This is a genomic window from Bacillus sp. YBsi01 (assembly GCF_038406745.1).
GTDB classification, from domain to species: Bacteria; Bacillota; Bacilli; order Bacillales; family Bacillaceae; genus Bacillus; species Bacillus siamensis.
The window spans coordinates 1,118,306-1,133,916 of record NZ_CP151679.1; the positions used below are offsets into that span (position 1 = coordinate 1,118,306).

At 43.1% G+C, this 15,611-nt stretch carries 18 protein-coding genes and 1 other RNA gene; 4 read left to right on the top strand and 15 right to left on the bottom strand.

Annotated elements, in window-relative coordinates:
* Window positions 1-4: 4 nt before the first annotated feature.
* The 5 genes from AADZ70_RS05410 to AADZ70_RS05430 form a co-directional block, all read right to left on the bottom strand.
* The gene (locus AADZ70_RS05410; protein ID WP_342007845.1) at window positions 5-1,807 is read right to left on the bottom strand and encodes a T7SS effector LXG polymorphic toxin; all 1,803 of its coding nucleotides are present in this window, start codon (window positions 1,805-1,807) and stop codon (window positions 5-7) included.
* Between the two features lie 331 nt (window positions 1,808-2,138).
* The gene (gene csaA, locus AADZ70_RS05415; RefSeq protein WP_045926183.1) at window positions 2,139-2,471 is read right to left on the bottom strand and encodes a chaperone CsaA; all 333 of its coding nucleotides are present in this window, start codon (window positions 2,469-2,471) and stop codon (window positions 2,139-2,141) included.
* Between the two features lie 68 nt (window positions 2,472-2,539).
* Window positions 2,540-3,250, bottom strand: a complete 711-nt coding sequence (locus AADZ70_RS05420) for a helix-turn-helix domain-containing protein (RefSeq protein ID WP_342007846.1) — start codon at window positions 3,248-3,250, stop codon at window positions 2,540-2,542.
* A gap of 46 nt (window positions 3,251-3,296) precedes the next feature.
* The gene (locus AADZ70_RS05425; RefSeq protein ID WP_342007847.1) at window positions 3,297-3,863 is read right to left on the bottom strand and encodes a WHG domain-containing protein; all 567 of its coding nucleotides are present in this window, start codon (window positions 3,861-3,863) and stop codon (window positions 3,297-3,299) included.
* Window positions 3,863-4,582, bottom strand: a complete 720-nt coding sequence (locus AADZ70_RS05430) for an MBL fold metallo-hydrolase (protein ID WP_188154137.1) — start codon at window positions 4,580-4,582, stop codon at window positions 3,863-3,865. Before AADZ70_RS05430 ends, AADZ70_RS05425 begins: the two co-directional genes overlap by 1 nt.
* 224 nt (window positions 4,583-4,806) lie before the next feature.
* On the opposite strand from AADZ70_RS05430, the gene AADZ70_RS05435 reads away from it, so the two are divergent.
* Window positions 4,807-5,328 carry a hypothetical protein gene (locus tag AADZ70_RS05435; protein WP_016936586.1) on the top strand — a complete coding sequence of 174 codons (522 nt, stop codon included), beginning with the start codon at window positions 4,807-4,809 and terminating at the stop codon, window positions 5,326-5,328.
* 28 nt (window positions 5,329-5,356) lie between these two features.
* Here the strand turns inward: AADZ70_RS05435 and czrA are convergent, their stop codons facing one another.
* Window positions 5,357-5,662 carry a Zn(II)-responsive metalloregulatory transcriptional repressor CzrA gene (gene czrA / locus AADZ70_RS05440; RefSeq protein WP_173363131.1) on the bottom strand — a complete coding sequence of 102 codons (306 nt, stop codon included), beginning with the start codon at window positions 5,660-5,662 and terminating at the stop codon, window positions 5,357-5,359.
* Window positions 5,663-5,880: 218 nt separating this feature from the next.
* Between czrA and AADZ70_RS05445 the strand changes: the two genes are divergently transcribed.
* The gene (locus tag AADZ70_RS05445; RefSeq protein WP_045926180.1) at window positions 5,881-6,546 is read left to right on the top strand and encodes a lysozyme family protein; all 666 of its coding nucleotides are present in this window, start codon (window positions 5,881-5,883) and stop codon (window positions 6,544-6,546) included.
* A 61-nt stretch (window positions 6,547-6,607) separates the two neighbouring features.
* Here the strand turns inward: AADZ70_RS05445 and AADZ70_RS05450 are convergent, their stop codons facing one another.
* Together AADZ70_RS05450 and AADZ70_RS05455 are read right to left on the bottom strand one after the other, a co-directional pair.
* Entirely contained in the window at window positions 6,608-7,147 is a 540-nt protein-coding gene (locus tag AADZ70_RS05450; RefSeq protein WP_016936589.1) for a DUF420 domain-containing protein, read from the bottom strand.
* A 144-nt stretch (window positions 7,148-7,291) separates the two neighbouring features.
* Complete coding sequence (locus AADZ70_RS05455) at window positions 7,292-8,074, bottom strand: VLRF1 family aeRF1-type release factor (protein ID WP_099745016.1); 783 nt, start codon at window positions 8,072-8,074, stop codon at window positions 7,292-7,294.
* Window positions 8,075-8,269: 195 nt separating this feature from the next.
* On the opposite strand from AADZ70_RS05455, the gene AADZ70_RS05460 reads away from it, so the two are divergent.
* Together AADZ70_RS05460 and AADZ70_RS05465 are read left to right on the top strand one after the other, a co-directional pair.
* Window positions 8,270-8,767, top strand: a complete 498-nt coding sequence (locus AADZ70_RS05460; RefSeq protein ID WP_016936591.1) for an N-acetyltransferase — start codon at window positions 8,270-8,272, stop codon at window positions 8,765-8,767.
* Window positions 8,768-8,832: 65 nt separating this feature from the next.
* Window positions 8,833-9,810 carry a S66 peptidase family protein gene (locus AADZ70_RS05465; protein WP_342007848.1) on the top strand — a complete coding sequence of 326 codons (978 nt, stop codon included), beginning with the start codon at window positions 8,833-8,835 and terminating at the stop codon, window positions 9,808-9,810.
* A 33-nt stretch (window positions 9,811-9,843) separates the two neighbouring features.
* Here the strand turns inward: AADZ70_RS05465 and AADZ70_RS05470 are convergent, their stop codons facing one another.
* From AADZ70_RS05470 to AADZ70_RS05500, 7 genes are all read right to left on the bottom strand, one after another.
* Window positions 9,844-10,236, bottom strand: coding sequence for a hypothetical protein (locus AADZ70_RS05470; RefSeq protein WP_095241665.1), 393 nt, complete (start codon window positions 10,234-10,236; stop codon window positions 9,844-9,846).
* 162 nt (window positions 10,237-10,398) lie between these two features.
* Entirely contained in the window at window positions 10,399-11,265 is an 867-nt protein-coding gene (locus tag AADZ70_RS05475; RefSeq protein WP_016936592.1) for a 3D domain-containing protein, read from the bottom strand.
* 235 nt (window positions 11,266-11,500) lie between these two features.
* Window positions 11,501-13,279 carry a DNA helicase RecQ gene (gene recQ / locus AADZ70_RS05480; RefSeq protein ID WP_047474646.1) on the bottom strand — a complete coding sequence of 593 codons (1,779 nt, stop codon included), beginning with the start codon at window positions 13,277-13,279 and terminating at the stop codon, window positions 11,501-11,503.
* Window positions 13,280-13,381: 102 nt separating this feature from the next.
* Window positions 13,382-13,567: non-coding RNA, 6S RNA (gene ssrS / locus AADZ70_RS05485), on the bottom strand.
* 224 nt (window positions 13,568-13,791) lie between these two features.
* Complete coding sequence (locus AADZ70_RS05490; protein WP_003153791.1) at window positions 13,792-14,418, bottom strand: FMN-dependent NADH-azoreductase; 627 nt, start codon at window positions 14,416-14,418, stop codon at window positions 13,792-13,794.
* A 145-nt stretch (window positions 14,419-14,563) separates the two neighbouring features.
* Complete coding sequence (locus tag AADZ70_RS05495; RefSeq protein ID WP_016936595.1) at window positions 14,564-15,055, bottom strand: TraR/DksA C4-type zinc finger protein; 492 nt, start codon at window positions 15,053-15,055, stop codon at window positions 14,564-14,566.
* An 88-nt stretch (window positions 15,056-15,143) separates the two neighbouring features.
* The gene (locus AADZ70_RS05500) at window positions 15,144-15,524 is read right to left on the bottom strand and encodes a hypothetical protein (RefSeq protein ID WP_045926174.1); all 381 of its coding nucleotides are present in this window, start codon (window positions 15,522-15,524) and stop codon (window positions 15,144-15,146) included.
* Between the last annotated feature and the right edge of the window lie 87 nt (window positions 15,525-15,611).

Sequence of the window (15,611 nt, forward strand, 5' to 3'; positions counted from 1 at the left end):
CACCTCAATTCTCATTCTCAAATTGTTTCGCTCTCCACTTCCAATATCTCTTTCGAAAGCTTTCATACTGTGCTTTTAAAATCTTATCATTTCTAAAACTTTCACCATCAGTCTTAAGCTTATGAATCACATCACTATATTTTGTATGTAAACTGTTTGGGATTTCAAGCATTGGGCCAGGTTCTTCTTGAATCAAGTGATGTAAATTAATCTGTGTGCCATCTTTTGCATAAGGAGCATTGCCGTTTTTCATAAGCTGAAGATTTGTTGCGCCAAATTCTGTTTTTTGGTTAATATCAATATCTTTCATAGTATACACTCTGCGGCTTATGTCTTTAACTTTTCCTTTTGCTTTTACCTTGCCCTTAACCTCAAAAGCACCATACTTTTCTTTATTTAACCAAGGAAGGTTTATTTCTTGACCGGTAAACGGCTTTCTCGTTCCATCCGGGATTTTCTTTGCATTGGTCAAAAGTTCATTTTTAAGGTTTTGGCTATCAACCACATTGTATGGCACGTCCCCTGCCATCGCAAGATTATATTTAGAGTTATACGGAAGCAAATCTGAAATCTTGATGTCCTTAATTTTCTTCCCTGCTTGACTAGCTTTATTTATTACCTTCCCCGCCGCATCAGCTTTGTTAACGGCTCCTGCGCCTTTGGTTCCGACGACGGCCACAGCCACTGAACCGACCGCATATGTCACCCATCTTGACCTGGAATACGCATCTCCATTTACCATATCCTTTTGATACGATTCCTCAATAGCTGTTGAAATGGCATTATACGTGTTAATTGGATGAGCAACTGCCCCTATGATACCTTCAACAACTTCATCAGGCTTGCTGGTCAGCTGCCACAAACCGGTTACCGTGTCTTTCCCGACATCATAAAGACCGACGCCGGCTCCTTTTAAGATATCCCAAGTCATTTCTCCGGCTTCATCCATTTGTTTTGCTTGTTCAAGCTGAATGACATATTGCTGCTGGGCAGGTTCAAGATTCTCGTAACCGATCTTCTTCGCAATTTCCAAGTATTCATCCGGATCGGTCACACCGTCAGCGAGCTTTTTCTTCAAATCCTTGATTTCCCGCTCTTTCGCTTCTTCCTTCTTAATCGTCAAATAAGCATCTGAATGTCTTGTAATCTCGCCTTTTTTCTTATGGATGTCACTTTCTCTGTACGCCTCGGCATTATAGTGAAGCGGAGTGGCGTTTTTTCCTTTGCCCGTGGCAATTTGAAGCTGTTGAAAGCCAGCTTGGATGAAATGCTCGTTCGCTTCGGTTTCTGCGTATTCCTTCGTTAGATCATGATCGAGCTTTCCGAGCTTGTGTATGGTATTTTCCCGTTTCTTATCTGCTGAATCCAGCTGTTGATCGACATCCTCTGTCGAGAAAACATCAAGATGAACAATATCGCTTATCTCATTAAGAATATCTCTCATTTCATTCCGTTGCTCTTGCATGATGGCTTGTGATTTATTCTTCGCATAAATCAGCTCGTGTTCTAAAAATGACTCTTCCACAAACGAATCGGATAGTCCCGCATCAGTTACTTTTCCAGAAATGCTGTTAAGAAAAGCAATCTTCATATCGATCAGATCAAGCCAGCTGTCTGTGACACCAGCGTGATCTTGGAAAAAGGCTTTAATGTTGTCAGCGCCTTTACCTGAAAACTCACTGTCATCTAAGTCAGCCATTCCCTGAAAAGCTTTTCTGAGATTGATAAATTGTTCTCTAATCTGATTGTATTGTTTTGCCCGCTTTTCTGCAGCTGAGATTAACGAGTCTGCTTCAAATACCTTCATTTACGTCTCCTTTCCGCTTCTTTCCGTCTAAATTTTACCATGGGATATAAGATAAGCTGAACCTCTTTCATTTGCCGCACTGTTTTATGCAAGATCATAGAATTTGAACAAAACCTTACACCAAGTAGTCATGGTGATCGGCAAAACAAAGCCAGATATAACATATATTAAAATATCTCTTGCATTTCTACAGCCGCCATGCTATATTCATATAGCGATGAGCTGAATTGTGTAAGCCGATGCACATGCCCTTGCGGCGCACACGAATGTGGCGTGTGGTGTATCGCCTCAATACGCAAAAGACGTTTGCTTCTGCAAACGTCTTTTTTTATTATCCGATTTTCGTTCCGTTCGGTACAGTCTGCTCGGGCGTAAGCAGGACGACGTCTCCTTTTTCCGGGATGCCGCCGAGAACGAGAACTTCTGACTTGAATCCGGCGATCCGCCGCGGCGGAAAGTTGACAATAGCGGTAACCTGCCTGCCTGTCAAATCACCTGGCGCATACCGTTTTGTAATTTGGGCGCTTGATTGCTTTATGCCGATTTCTCCGCCGAAATCTATTGTCATCTTAATGGCCGGGACCTTTGCTTCCGGAAACTCTTCTGCTTTTACGACCGTTCCTATTCTGAGATCAAGCTTCATAAAATCTTCGATGACTGCCATGTCAAAAACTCCTTTTTTACAATCATGATACCAAAAAAAGACACAGTTTATTTAACCGATCTTTGGGCTTATTTATCTGTTTGAAAGGTGTTTCGATAGGCGCGCGGTGTTGTTCCCTTATGTCTGACAAACCACCTGGTAAAAGAAGACAAATTTTGAAAGCCGACCTCATGACTGATGTCTGTCAGCCGGCATTTTGTTTCAATAAGCAATTGTTCCGCTTTCTTCAGACGGAGCTCGGAAATATAAGCTTGCGGGCTTTTCCCCGTCTGCCTTTTAAACCAGTCAGAATAATAAGCCGGGTGGTAATGTTCGATTGCGGCAAGCTCTTTAATAGTAAAAGTCTTTGAGAGATTTCGGCGGATATACGTGATTGAATCATTTGTACGGCTTTCTTGTATCTTTCCAGCAATATATTCTGCGAGGAGACTCAATGAATGAGACGACTGCTGCTTTGCCTCTTCTGTCAGCAGAAACCGAATCGAAGTCCAAAAGGAATCAAGCTTATTGATCACACCGGGGTCAAATGAGCCGCTTAAAAAATATGCCGGCATGTCAAGAACGAGACATTCATTTCGCTCCAAAGAACGGAACCGGTGTTCATGTCCTGGCGGAATATACAGCATTTGATCCGGTTTTAATCTCACCTCACGTCTTTCTGTTTCCAAGTTCAGCTGTCCTTCGAGAGGAAAGAGCATTTGACAGTATGTGTGAACATGGGAATCAAAAATATGTGAATAAGTGCGCCGCTCACAAACGATGTTCTGTAATGAATCCATTTGCCCCTCCTTTTTGGATGTTTCGTTTTTAGTTTACATAATAATATTATTGTTTATCTAGTTGTAAACCTCTTAAAAAAGCAACAACGGCAAACTTCCGGCTTTCCTTAATTGATTCAGTCAATTCAAATGCACTCTGTTTCCTCAGCGCAGCAAAACCGTGAAGCAGGCTTCTCAGTCCTCTTGCGGCATGGATTGCGTTTTCGGGACGTGCATAACCGTTTGCTGTCAGCAGCCTGACAACAAGATTCACAAGCTGGCTGGACAAATTCTCCATTCGGCCGTCTTTTATTTTTTGAAATGTTGCTTCATATAATCCGGGATTGGCTTCAGCGAAATTGATATAGGCATCAGCAAGTGAAAGCATGACCCTTTCACCTGTCAGTCCTTCTGAGGATGCCGCCATGTTTTCATATAACATGGTTAAACCGGAGACGGCCAGCTCTTTCTTAATTCCTTGAAGACCATTGACAAAATTATAAAGGGAAGGCGGTTTTACGTTTAAGGACTTTGCAACGGCCGCAAGCGTCACTTCATTCAGCCCTTTTTCGTCAGCGATGCCTGCTGCGGCTCTCAATATCATGTCCAGGCTCATTCCGACTCTCGGTGACATTATAATCGGCCTCCCCGCAGGCTTCGTTCGGCTTCATCAGCAGCCTCAGCCATCATTTCAGCAGGATGATAGAGAACATTTCCATGACCGGCGGCCAGACAGCTTGGTTGATGAGCGATAAGCGTTCTTGCTGTTTTTACAGCTTCTTCTTTATTCCAGGTGGCAAAGGCGGGAAACGGAAATCTCCATTTCAGCTTTCCTGAAACCGCAAGGCCTCCCCGTACTTGAAAGGCATCTCCGACGATCAGCATATCATCTCTCAAATCTTTAAAAGCAAGACTCCCCGGCGTATGACCGGGAGCGGGAATGACAAGCAAAGATCCGATCCGCTCGCCGCCTTTCAGCAGGCGATCAGGTTCGGTCTGAATATTTTTGGGCACTCCTCCCTTTATCGGCGTTTGTGCTTCATGCTCAAATAATGAAGTGTCACCTTTCAGCAAGAAAGAATCACGTTCAGAAATACAGACATCAGCATCCGGAAATTCCGCAGATAATGAGTCAAGCGAACCGATGTGATCTACATGCGCGTGGGTGAGCAATATGGTATTCAGCGGTTTCCCAAGCTGCTGCAAAGCTTGTTTGATTCCTTTATGGCTGTTGGGAAGGCCGGCGTCAATCAGGGTTACCCCTTCTTCCTCCTCAACCAAATAACAATTCACCGGGAAAAGCGCAGGAAAAAAGGTCAGCTGCCAAACGTTTCCGTATTGTAAGATTCTCATCAATATCCCCCTGAAACTAATGTTGTTAGTTTTATTATAACTAATACCGTTAGTTTATCAAGCGTTTTCTGTTTAAATCTTAAAAAAGGCGCGGGCGCTTCTCTCATGCCAAAAAAAGAAACACGCATACTGTGATAAAAGATGCTTTCAGCCTGCGAATAAATCAGACTACTAAAACCAGCCGGATAAGCATACACTACTCAACGGAGGGGGAGTTCCACATCATGCATATCACACTTCAAAGCATCTGCCCTGTCTTAATGATTGCCTTTTTTCTATATAAAAAGGTGAAACGGTCCGTCGGCTTTCAGCCTTTGAAACCCCGCTGGCTTTATACAAGAATGATTTTATTTTCATTGCTGGCCGCCGCTCTGGCGTTTTTCAGCATCACACACCCGGCTTTATACGGGTATCTTATATTCGGCACTTTTTGCGGCTGGCTTCTGGTTCTGTTTGCCAAACGAAACATTTCTTTTGAAGAGCGCCGCGGAAAAATGTATTTTCGGACTCATCTGTGGATTGAACTTATTCTATTAACGTTATTCCTATCGAGATTTGTTTATCGGGTTATTGAAATTTACCGGGTCACAGCGGATTTTACCCATCCGGAGGCATACAGCCAAACGGTCGGCGCCGATCCGCTGACCATCAGTGTCTTTTATTTCATCGCTGTTTATTACAGCGGCTTCTCTTTTTATGTTTTAAAAACGAGCAGAGACCAGACAAATAACAGTCAATACGGCTGACATCCCTGTCTAAAAGCAGGGATGTTTTTTAATCGTGCCGCGTATGGTGAATCATTTGCTGAAGCACATCTAACACATGTTCATCCTCAGGAGAATAATAGATGGATGTTCCTTCTCTGCGTGATTTGACGAGGCGCAGATTTTTAAGAAAACGCAGCTGATGAGAAACGGTAGACTGCAGTAAATTCAGCTTTTCTGCGATATCATTTACCGCGTGCTCACCCTGTGACAGCAAATGGAGAATTCTGATTCTGGTCGGATCAGACAGCGCCTTAAAAGTCTGGGCAACCAAAAATAATGTTTCCTCATCTAAATCGACAGCGGGGTCATTCATGTTTCCGGATTCGTGAAATTCAGTCATATACCTCACCCTTCTTTTCTCAAGTAGCCCAATTATACCAAATGTCAATTGATGCAGATACATCCTGTGCCTGACAAAAGAACCGTTATTTTAAATTTATGTTTCAAATACGGGTTTCTGCTTGGTTTCGCGCATTCATCTGTGTCATAATGAAAAAGTCATAATGCTCCTGAAATTGAGGGTGAAACACAGTGGAGAAAAAGAAAAAAGGCTGTTTCGCTGCTGCGGGTCTTATGATGATATGTGTTTTTGTCATGGTGTCCTTCTTTCTCATCCTGTTATTTTCAAATAATGAATTGCTCAAAAGTCTTCCATTTGATGTCAAACCGATCGTGCTTGAACGGCTGACGGATTACAAACCGCTTGTGGAGGACGAGCTGGATGAAAAAGGGCTCACTAGATATACATCGCTGGTACTCGGCATGATATATCAAGAGTCAAAAGGAAGAGGAAATGATCCCATGCAGTCTTCAGAATCTCTGGGTTTAAAGCGAAATCAAATCAAAAACCCTCAAACCAGTATCAAACAGGGAATCAAACAATTCACTCTCATGTACCAAACAGGCAAGAAAAAAGGCGTAGACTTGGATACGATTATACAAAGCTACAACATGGGAGCCGGCTATATTGATTTTGTGGCTGAACATGGAGGATCGCATACTGAGGAACTGGCAAAACAATACTCCGAGCAGCAGGTCAAAAAGAATCCGAAACTTTACACTTGCGGAGGGAACAAAGGCAATTTCCGTTATCCCTACTGCTATGGTGATTACACGTACGCAGAAAAAGTAAAAGCAAAAACAAAAACCGTTGAACAATCCTTAAATGTAACAACACTTGAAACGCTTGAAGAGTAAAAGGCGCCCTGTCTGAGGCGCCTTTTTTCAATAGAAAAAAACCGCGCGAAGCACGGCTTTTTTAATAATACGGCGATATCATTAAGTATACAATGACACCCGTCAGACTGACATACAGCCAGAGCGGCATCGTCCATCTGGCGATTTTTTTGTGGCGCTCCACCTGCATGCTGAAACCTCTGATCAGCGTAAACAGCGCAAGCGGCACGATGATGGCGGAAAGGCAAATATGCGTAATCAAAATAAAGAAATAAATCCCCCGAATGATGCCGTGGCCGCCGAATAAAGTATTCTCAGCTATCGAGTGATACACGACATAGCAGATCAAAAACAGCAGAGTCGTCGTAAACGCCGCCAAAATAAAGCGTTTATGCGCTTGAATGTTTTTTTGCTTAATCATAAAGAGCGCTGCCAGCAAAAAGATAAAAGTAAAGCTGTTAAAAATGGCATTTAACATCGGCAGAATATGAATATTGGCAATGCTGACCTGACCCGATTTCGGCATAAAAAACAGCACCGCAATTAACCCGTTGATCAAAACGGTCAATGTCAGCACGATACCGGTATAACTTTTAGGTTTGTTGTTTTCTGTCTGATTCATCTTATGACCTCTCTCAATTTTACTGACTATCCAAATGGTATGAGAATTCAGCTTTGATGTCAACGGTTTCGCCCGCTTCGTCAGAAATTAGACAAACTTAAGCCCTAAAAAGACCGGGTGTTTGAGACCCGGCCTTTCGTCATATTATGCTTCCTTCAACAGTTCTTCTATCACCTTATGTTCGTTTTCATTCAACAGATTTTTTGGAATGACCCGATCAATCGGTTTGTTCATATGCTGATCGAGAATATCGGCTGTTTCCTTATCTCCCGCGATTACGAGGCGCTCCCATTTATGTGATGCGGCCTTTTGATCAAGGTTTGAAGCCAATCGTTTATACAGCCTGTTTTGATTTTCTTCGACGTGGGCTTTGGCAGCATCTTCGGCCATTGATGCGGAGCTCTCGCTTACATCCTGCGGTTTCCAGGATTCATTGATGACGTCGTATTGATAGTGCTCCACCCCTTCAATTTTTCCGAGTACGGTTTCGATAATCTTCACTTCATTTTGCTGGGTGAGAATAAAAGCCGTGCTCGGATATTGTTCACGGAGAAGTTCCAATTGGTCAAGAACGGCCGTTTCTTCCCAATAAAACCGTGTTTCGACAGGCACCTGCAGCTCAATCGTCTCCCAGATACCGCTTTCTCCCGATGCAAAAAATACGAGACTTCGCGGCATTTCTTTACCGAGCCCATCGATATATTGATAGACACGTTCCATGATGCGGACGAGGGATTTTTCTTCTTTTGGATCACTGACAGACAGATACTCCTTTAATCTCCGAAAACCGGTTTTTAAAGCGATTTTCCACTCTCCCCCCTGCTGATCCGGATTTCTCATATCCGTATTTACATATAAGGAAAGCATTTTATCAGGAGATTCCGTCATTACGTACTTCAATTTGCCGATGAGTGATTCAATTGCCATCATAGATTCCTCCTTTTTCCGCTTCTCCCTGTTCCTTTCCCTATCCCGGCCTCCTTAAAAACGTCAATCTGCATATATACGGCAGACTTTTCTAAAAAAGTTTTTGCAAAACCCATTTACAAACCAAGACATCATTTACTACAATGGATACTTGTGTTTGACTAAGACGTTTTACGCTGTGAAAGGAGTATGATTTTGTTTACTGCAGAAGAAAGAGATCAGAAAGAGCTGGAAAAAGAGCTTCATAAGCTTGAATTTCAGATTTTCAGAATGCGGGAGAATCTGATAGATGTATCAAAAGACGCGCGAGTGCTTGGTATTGATCAATCGAACAATGACGATTGGATCATTGTTTCCTCGATTGATGATGGCCAAACATGTAAGATTATGCTGACTGACTGTGAATCAGCCTACCGGGGAAGAGGATGTTTTTCACTGATTGCTTCCTATTATGAAAATGCCATTCATATCGGGGACATTAAAGGCCCGCCGAACCACGGCTACGGTTCGATCTGCATGAAATTTTTAAAACATATCGCCAGGGAGCAGAATATCCCGAAAGTGACGGGCGACATCGCTAAGCGTGATTGGGATCATGTCGACAGACTCGTTCATTTTTATGAAAAGCATCAATTTGATGTCTGGATTGACAAGGATACACAATCAGGCGGCATTAAATGGGTCGACCTGTAATAAAGTGATAGAAAAACCCCCTTTTCTATGGTGTAATAGATAAAACCATATAAGGAGGGTTTTTTTTGTATCCCGAAAAATTGAAAAAAGGTGACGGCATTCGTATTGTTTCCCCAGCAACAAGCATGTCCGTTATGACAGATGAAAATATAAATGCCGCGAAGACAAAATTGGAGGAGCTGGGTTTTTGTGTCTCTTTTTCAGAGCATGCGAAAGAAATAAATGAATTTGATTCATCATCCATTGAATCGCGTGTCCGGGATCTGCACGAAGCTTTCGCTGATCCTGACATCAAAGCGATTTTGACAACACTCGGCGGGTTCCAATCAAATCAGCTGCTCCGTTATCTTGATTATGAAAACATCAAGCGGCACCCGAAAATCCTTTGCGGCTATTCAGATATTACCGCCCTTGGCCATGCCATTTATCAAAAAACCGGGCTTGTCACATATTCCGGCCCCCATTTTTCTTCATTCGCCATGAAAAAAGGATTGGACTATACGATTGACTCTTTCTTAGCCTGCTGCGCTTCTGATAAGCCGTATGAAGTAAAGCCTTCGGCCAAGTGGAGTGATGATAAATGGTATATGAACCAGGAGGACAGACGTTTTTATCCGAATCCGGGTCCGCTCGTCATTCAACCCGGTTATGCGGAAGGAACACTGATCGGAGGAAACCTCTGCACCCTGAATCTTCTGCAAGGCACGGAATACTTTCCGGAGATGGAACAAGTGATTCTGTTTATAGAAGATGATCATATGTCTGACATTCATATGTTTGATCGGGATTTGCAGTCACTCATTCATCTTCCCGCTTTTTCAGCCGTGAAAGGAATTGTCATCGGACGGTTCCAGCATGCTTCAAATGTGTCTAAGGAGGCTCTCTGTGCCGTCATCCGTACAAAAGAAGAACTGTCATCCATGCCTGTTATCGCAAATGCTGATTTCGGCCATACCTCCCCTTTGATGACATTCCCGATCGGAGGAACATGCAGGATAGAAGCCGGCGCAGAAGGCGGACGGATATGGATCGACCGGCATTAACACAAAAAGACGGGAAAACCGCCCCGTCTTTTATTATTTCGGTGTCTTATGCCGCGGCGTTCGCGGAGCGATCATAATTCGTCCGCCAGCCGCTGACGTCACCCATACGGAAACTCCTTCATAAAAATGGCTGATCTCTTCATTATATACGGCGTGTGTCAGTTCACGTTTATCATGCGTTCCGTCTTGGTTTTTTACGTTTAAAATAAGTACAAGCTCGTGTCTGCCATTATTCATTACGCCGGTATGTCTCACCTTTTCAATAACGGCTGGCCTTCCTCTCCCTCTGTCAAGCGCCTGAAACAGCCTGACAGCAGGCATAGACAATCCGATGACCAGCACAATGGCCCAAGCGGTGTACATCCCTGCTTGAAATATCGGTGATTCTGTGAAGGTATTCCACAACAATATAAGTTCCGGCTCCATTCGATTCATCCCTTCAGATGCCGCTTTCAAACTTATTCTCTCTATATCATATTCGGGGAACGCTTTTTCTTTTTCAGCATATAACGATTATACACAGACAAAAAAGGGAAGAAAAAAAGAACACAAAGCATTTCGCCTTGTGTTCTTCATCTCTATATGAAACTAGTCTAACACTTTAACATTTACTGTTCTGACGCCCCAGTTGTTAGCGTCACTTTTCTTTGCAACAAATACGTCAATTTTATTTCCTTTAATTGCGCCGCCTGTATCTGCTGCTGTTGCCACTCCGTAACCTTCAACATAAACCTTGGAGCCAAGCGGAATGACACTAGGGTCTACCGCGATGACTTTTGCATCAGGGTTTTTGTTTAGGTCAACACCGGTTGCCGTTACACCGGAAATGCCGCCGTCGTTAGCGGAGTAAGCAGTTGCAGTCATTGTCAGCTGCTTTTTAGGCTCTTGTTGGTTTGTATTTGATTGAACAGGCTGCTGTTTTGCTTCGACAGCCTTCACTTCTTGTTTAGGTTGTTGTTCTTGAACAGGTTCTTGTTTAGGCTGCTCTTTTTGGACAGCTTCTTGTTTCGGCTGTTCTGTCTCGGCAGCTGGTTTTTGTTCAGGTTGCGGCTGGCTGGCTTGAGCCGGCTGTGCAGCCTGCGCCTGACCTTTCACCTTTAATGTTGTGCCTGCGTAAATGATATCTGATTGCAAGTTATTCAAGCTTTTCAGATTACCGACTGATGTTCCGAATTTCTGAGCAATTTTCCAGAGGCTGTCGCCCTGCTTCACTGTGTACTGCCCAGATGTGGTTGTTTCTACTGAAGAAATAGTCAGTTTCTCTCCTTCAATGATTAAATCAGAAGATAACTGATTCCATTCTTTTAAGTCCTTTAGGTTCACTCCGTTTTTTTGCGAGATCCCCCAGAGCGTGTCACCCTTTTGCACCGTGATTTCTTTAGCAGAAGCGTGAGCTCCGAATGCAGTTGTTGAAATTGCTGCAACTGCGACAAAGGACATAATCGTCTTCTTCATAAGTAAATCCTCCCTTGTTAGCTTTTTATTGGCGGCTAACAGGTGATATCGTAACATATGAAAATGTCAGTTCAATAACAAAACGATTTGAATTAGATTACAGTTCCTTTACATGAAACATTTCTCTCACTTGGTAAGTCTTGCTGAAACCTTGATACAGCAAGGGTTTTCAAGCTTCTGATTTTTCCGGCGCGGCTGTAAAACACAATGTGCAAATTTCTATAAAAACTTTTTTTCACTCTGTTTCTCTTACATAATTTCGGATTTCTTCTAAAAAAAGCGCTCCGTATTTCAATCGTTTTTGTTCCCCTACCCCTTTTACGGAAAGAAGATCATGATCCGTTTTCGGGAGTTTCGCAGACATTTCTTTTAACGTCTGATCCGAGAACACGACAAATGGAGGCACGCCCTGTTCCGCTGCGATCTCTTTGCGGAGACGCCGGAGAATCTCAAATAATTCATCATTTTCGGTGACAGCGGCAGCCTGTAAGGCTTCTTTTCTTGCGACTGCGCTCTTTCCAAGCAGCACGTCCCTTCCTTTTTGGGTGACCATAAGCGTCGGAAAAGTCCCGTCTGCCATTCTGATGTATTCATCTGAAATAAGGAATTCGATAAAATCACTGATTTCCGCTGCGGTTTGATGCTTCATAATGCCGTAAGTGGACAGGCTGCTGAAGCCGTTTTCCAGCACTTTTTTATTTTTTGACCCGCTAAGCACCTGCGCCACCATCGTTTTTCCGAAACGTTCATTCATTCTGATGATGCATGATAATACCATCTGCGCTTCTTTAGTGACGTCATGCGCGCTTCTTGTATCAGTGCAATTGCCGCATGCTCCGCAAGCTTCCGCCTCATTCTCGCCAAAATATTTCAGAATAAACCGCTGCAGGCAATCTTCGGTATGACAGTAATCCACCATCTGCCTCAGTTTTTTGAGATCCTGCTTTTGTTTTTCTTCTCCGGCAGCCGATTGATCTATCAAAAAACGCTGCACCATAATATCCTGCGGCGAAAACAAGAGCACGCACTCGCTATTGAGGCCGTCGCGCCCTGCCCGTCCGGCTTCCTGGTAATAGCTCTCCATATCTTTCGGAATCTGGGCGTGCAGAACGAATCTGATGTTGCTCTTATCGATTCCCATTCCGAAAGCGGACGTAGCAACCATCACTTGTATCTGATCGTTAAGAAACCGCTCCTGCTGATCTTTTCTGTCATCATCCGCCAATCCGCCGTGATAACGGCCGGCATTGATGCCGCTGCGTTTTAATTTCTCATATAAACGGTCCGTTTCTTTTCTTGTTGCTGTATAAATAATGCCGGCTTCGTGTTTATTTCTTTCCAGGTACTGCTCGATAAAACGGTCTTTGTTTTCGCCCTTTACGACTTTGAATGTTAAATTCTCTCTGGCAAAACCGGTATACACAGTTTGTTCTTTATTGATGTGAAGCTGCTTGCAGATATCATCATGAACCTCAGGCGTAGCCGTCGCCGTTAATGCGATGATGACGGGCGGCTCTTTTAATTCATTAAAAAGGATTTCGATATTCCGGTAACTCGGCCTGAAATCATGCCCCCATTGCGATATACAGTGAGCTTCGTCAATGGCGACAAGAGGAACCGTAATATTCTGCAGGATGTGAATGAATTCAGGAGAAGTCAAACGCTCCGGCGTGATGTAAAAGAGCCGGTAAGCCCCTTCCTTCAAACCGGTCAGGCGCTCATGAATGTCACGGCTTGTCTGAGTGCTGTTAATATAAGCTGCCGCGATACCCGCTTCTTCAAGCGCGTCGACTTGGTCTTTCATTAAGGAAATAAGAGGGGAAATAACGATTGTGGTTCCTTCAAACAGCAGTGCGGGAATCTGATAGCAGATTGATTTCCCGCCCCCCGTCGGCATAATGCAGACCGTGTTTGTTCTCTCCTCTGCAACTGATTGTATCGCCTGTTTTTGCCCCGCGCGAAGGCTGTCGTAGCCAAAATAATGCGCCAGAAGGGATTCGGCTTTATCCAGCATATGTCGTAAAACCTCACTTTGTCTTTGATTCTTTTATTTTATCATACTGATAAAGTACGCTGCTCAAGGTCAAAATAAAAAGCCATCTCCGCAAGGGAAATGGCTTTCGCTACGTATGCCGTACGCAAGTAAGAAAGTTTTAAACCACCACTCCTCAAAGTGGGTGTTTGCAGAAGCGTTCCTGTCGTCCTCTGCAATGGAGGCATGACATTCCGGCTTCGATATAAAACTCCCTATTACAGCTTAAAGGTTAAAACTTAATTAACAATACGAACAATGTAGCTTCTCTTATATCCTACACCATCAGTCGTATTTTGGCAAGGGGGTTAATTCTTTTACAGAAAACCTTTTTTCTGTGCAAAAAATGCTTTTTTCTCGATAAAAGTTGTTTTTTCGACAAAATATCAATATATCAATATAAGATTGCTGCGAAAGCTGTCACCAGTTTCTTCTATATATAATAGAAAAAACTCTCACACCCTATAGGGGTGCAAGAGTTTTCGGCAATTAGATTAGAATTTTGCAGCCAGATCTTTCGCTTCTTGCAATCCTTTTTCAATGATCGCTTGAGCATTATCAGGCGCAGCATTATGGCCTTCAACGACAACAGTGTGAAGATCTTGAACTCCCCAGAAGCCGAGAACAGTTTTCATGAAGTTTAATGACATTTCAAGAGATGCCATCGGTCCTTCAGAATATACGCCGCCGCGTGCGTTTAAGAGCGCTACTTTTTTATCTCCCATCAGACCTTTAGGGCCTTCAGGCGTGTATGTGAAAGTAACCCCTGCGCGAGACAGGTAATCAACATAAGTATGAAGCACAGCAGGCACTGTGAAGTTCCAAAGCGGGAATGCAAACACGACTTTGTCAGCTTTGACAAATTGGTTTAAGTAAATGTCAGCTGTTGACGCTTGTTTTTTCTCTTCGTCTGTCATTTCAATTCCTTTTGAAGCTTTGAATGTTCCGTTAATCATATCTCTTCCGAGGTAAGGAAGGTTTTCTTTATGAAGATCAAGTTCAATTACTTCATCATTCGGATTGTTTTCTTTATAAGCAGCGAGAAACGCTTCATATAATTTTACTGATACGCCTTCTTCAGCCGTACGGTCACTTGATTTTACAAATAATACTTGAGACATTCTAAATTCCTCCCGGTAATCTTTTAATATTCACTTACAAATAGTATGTTACTTTCTTTTTTATATAAAGTCAACGTTTTTATTTCGATTCTGAGATTTTTTTATGGAATAAAAAAACAGGTACATGTGAATGTACCTGCTGATATTATTGTGAATCCTGCTCGCGATCCAGAATTTCGTAAGTTTGTGAGTTTTTTTGATCAACGGTTTCTTTATTTGAGAGGTCTTTCACCTGCTCATGAAATTCCCTTTCATATGAAGGGGCGTCTGTTTTCACATCCCCCTCTGCTTCCCGTTGCGCATCAACGGTCATTCTGGCGTACGGAACGGCTTCAAGCCTTTCATAAGGGATTTCTTTTCCCGTTTTTTCGCATATTCCGTATGTTCCTTTATCCATCCGCTCAAGCGCGGCATTCACCTCATCTAAAAGATTCTGATCGACTTCATCCAAGGTCTGATTCGTAACCCTGTCCAAATAAATGCTTCCGTGATCAGCTAAGTGATTATCTACTCCGTTTGACAGTTCTCCCGTGTCTTCCCTCATTGAATGTTTTTCTTTTGATTCTCCTTGAAGACCGTCCTTTAAATCGATTAATTTATGATAAAGGCTGTCCCGCTGTTCTTTTGATAATGACATATTCAGCATCTCCTTTTTCGTCTGTATTCCTGCTGCTCTCAGTTCAGTTATTACATACCCTCAAAAAAGGCGGCTGAAACAATGGGTCTCAATGTGTTCTCCCCCTGATGTTGACACTCGGTGTCTGCTGTTTTGTCTGTCTTTTTTCTTTCACCGGATCATTATCCTGGTTGTCCCGAAATTCTTCAGGGCAGGCTTTTTTGAGTTGGTGCTCCGGCGTATGGTATGTGGCGCCGATATTCAGCATTCCGCTCAGCTCTCCTATATTCAGCTTTTCAAAGTCAATGTTGTATTCCACTTTGTCCACTTTTACGCTCTCGATATGGACATACGTTTTTTCCCCTTCAACCGTTTGCGGTTCAGAATGACATTTATTCTGAAGCTCATCAAGCTGCTGTTCCACTTTCTGAAGCCTGTCTAATTCTTCTTCACATACTTTTTTGAAAAGCTCTTTCATTATTTTTTTCAAAGAAAATCACTTCTTTCCCCGTCACTCTTGGAAAGTTCTAGGTGTCCCGTATTGCGAATATATAAACATGGTATACAAAAAGGAGGT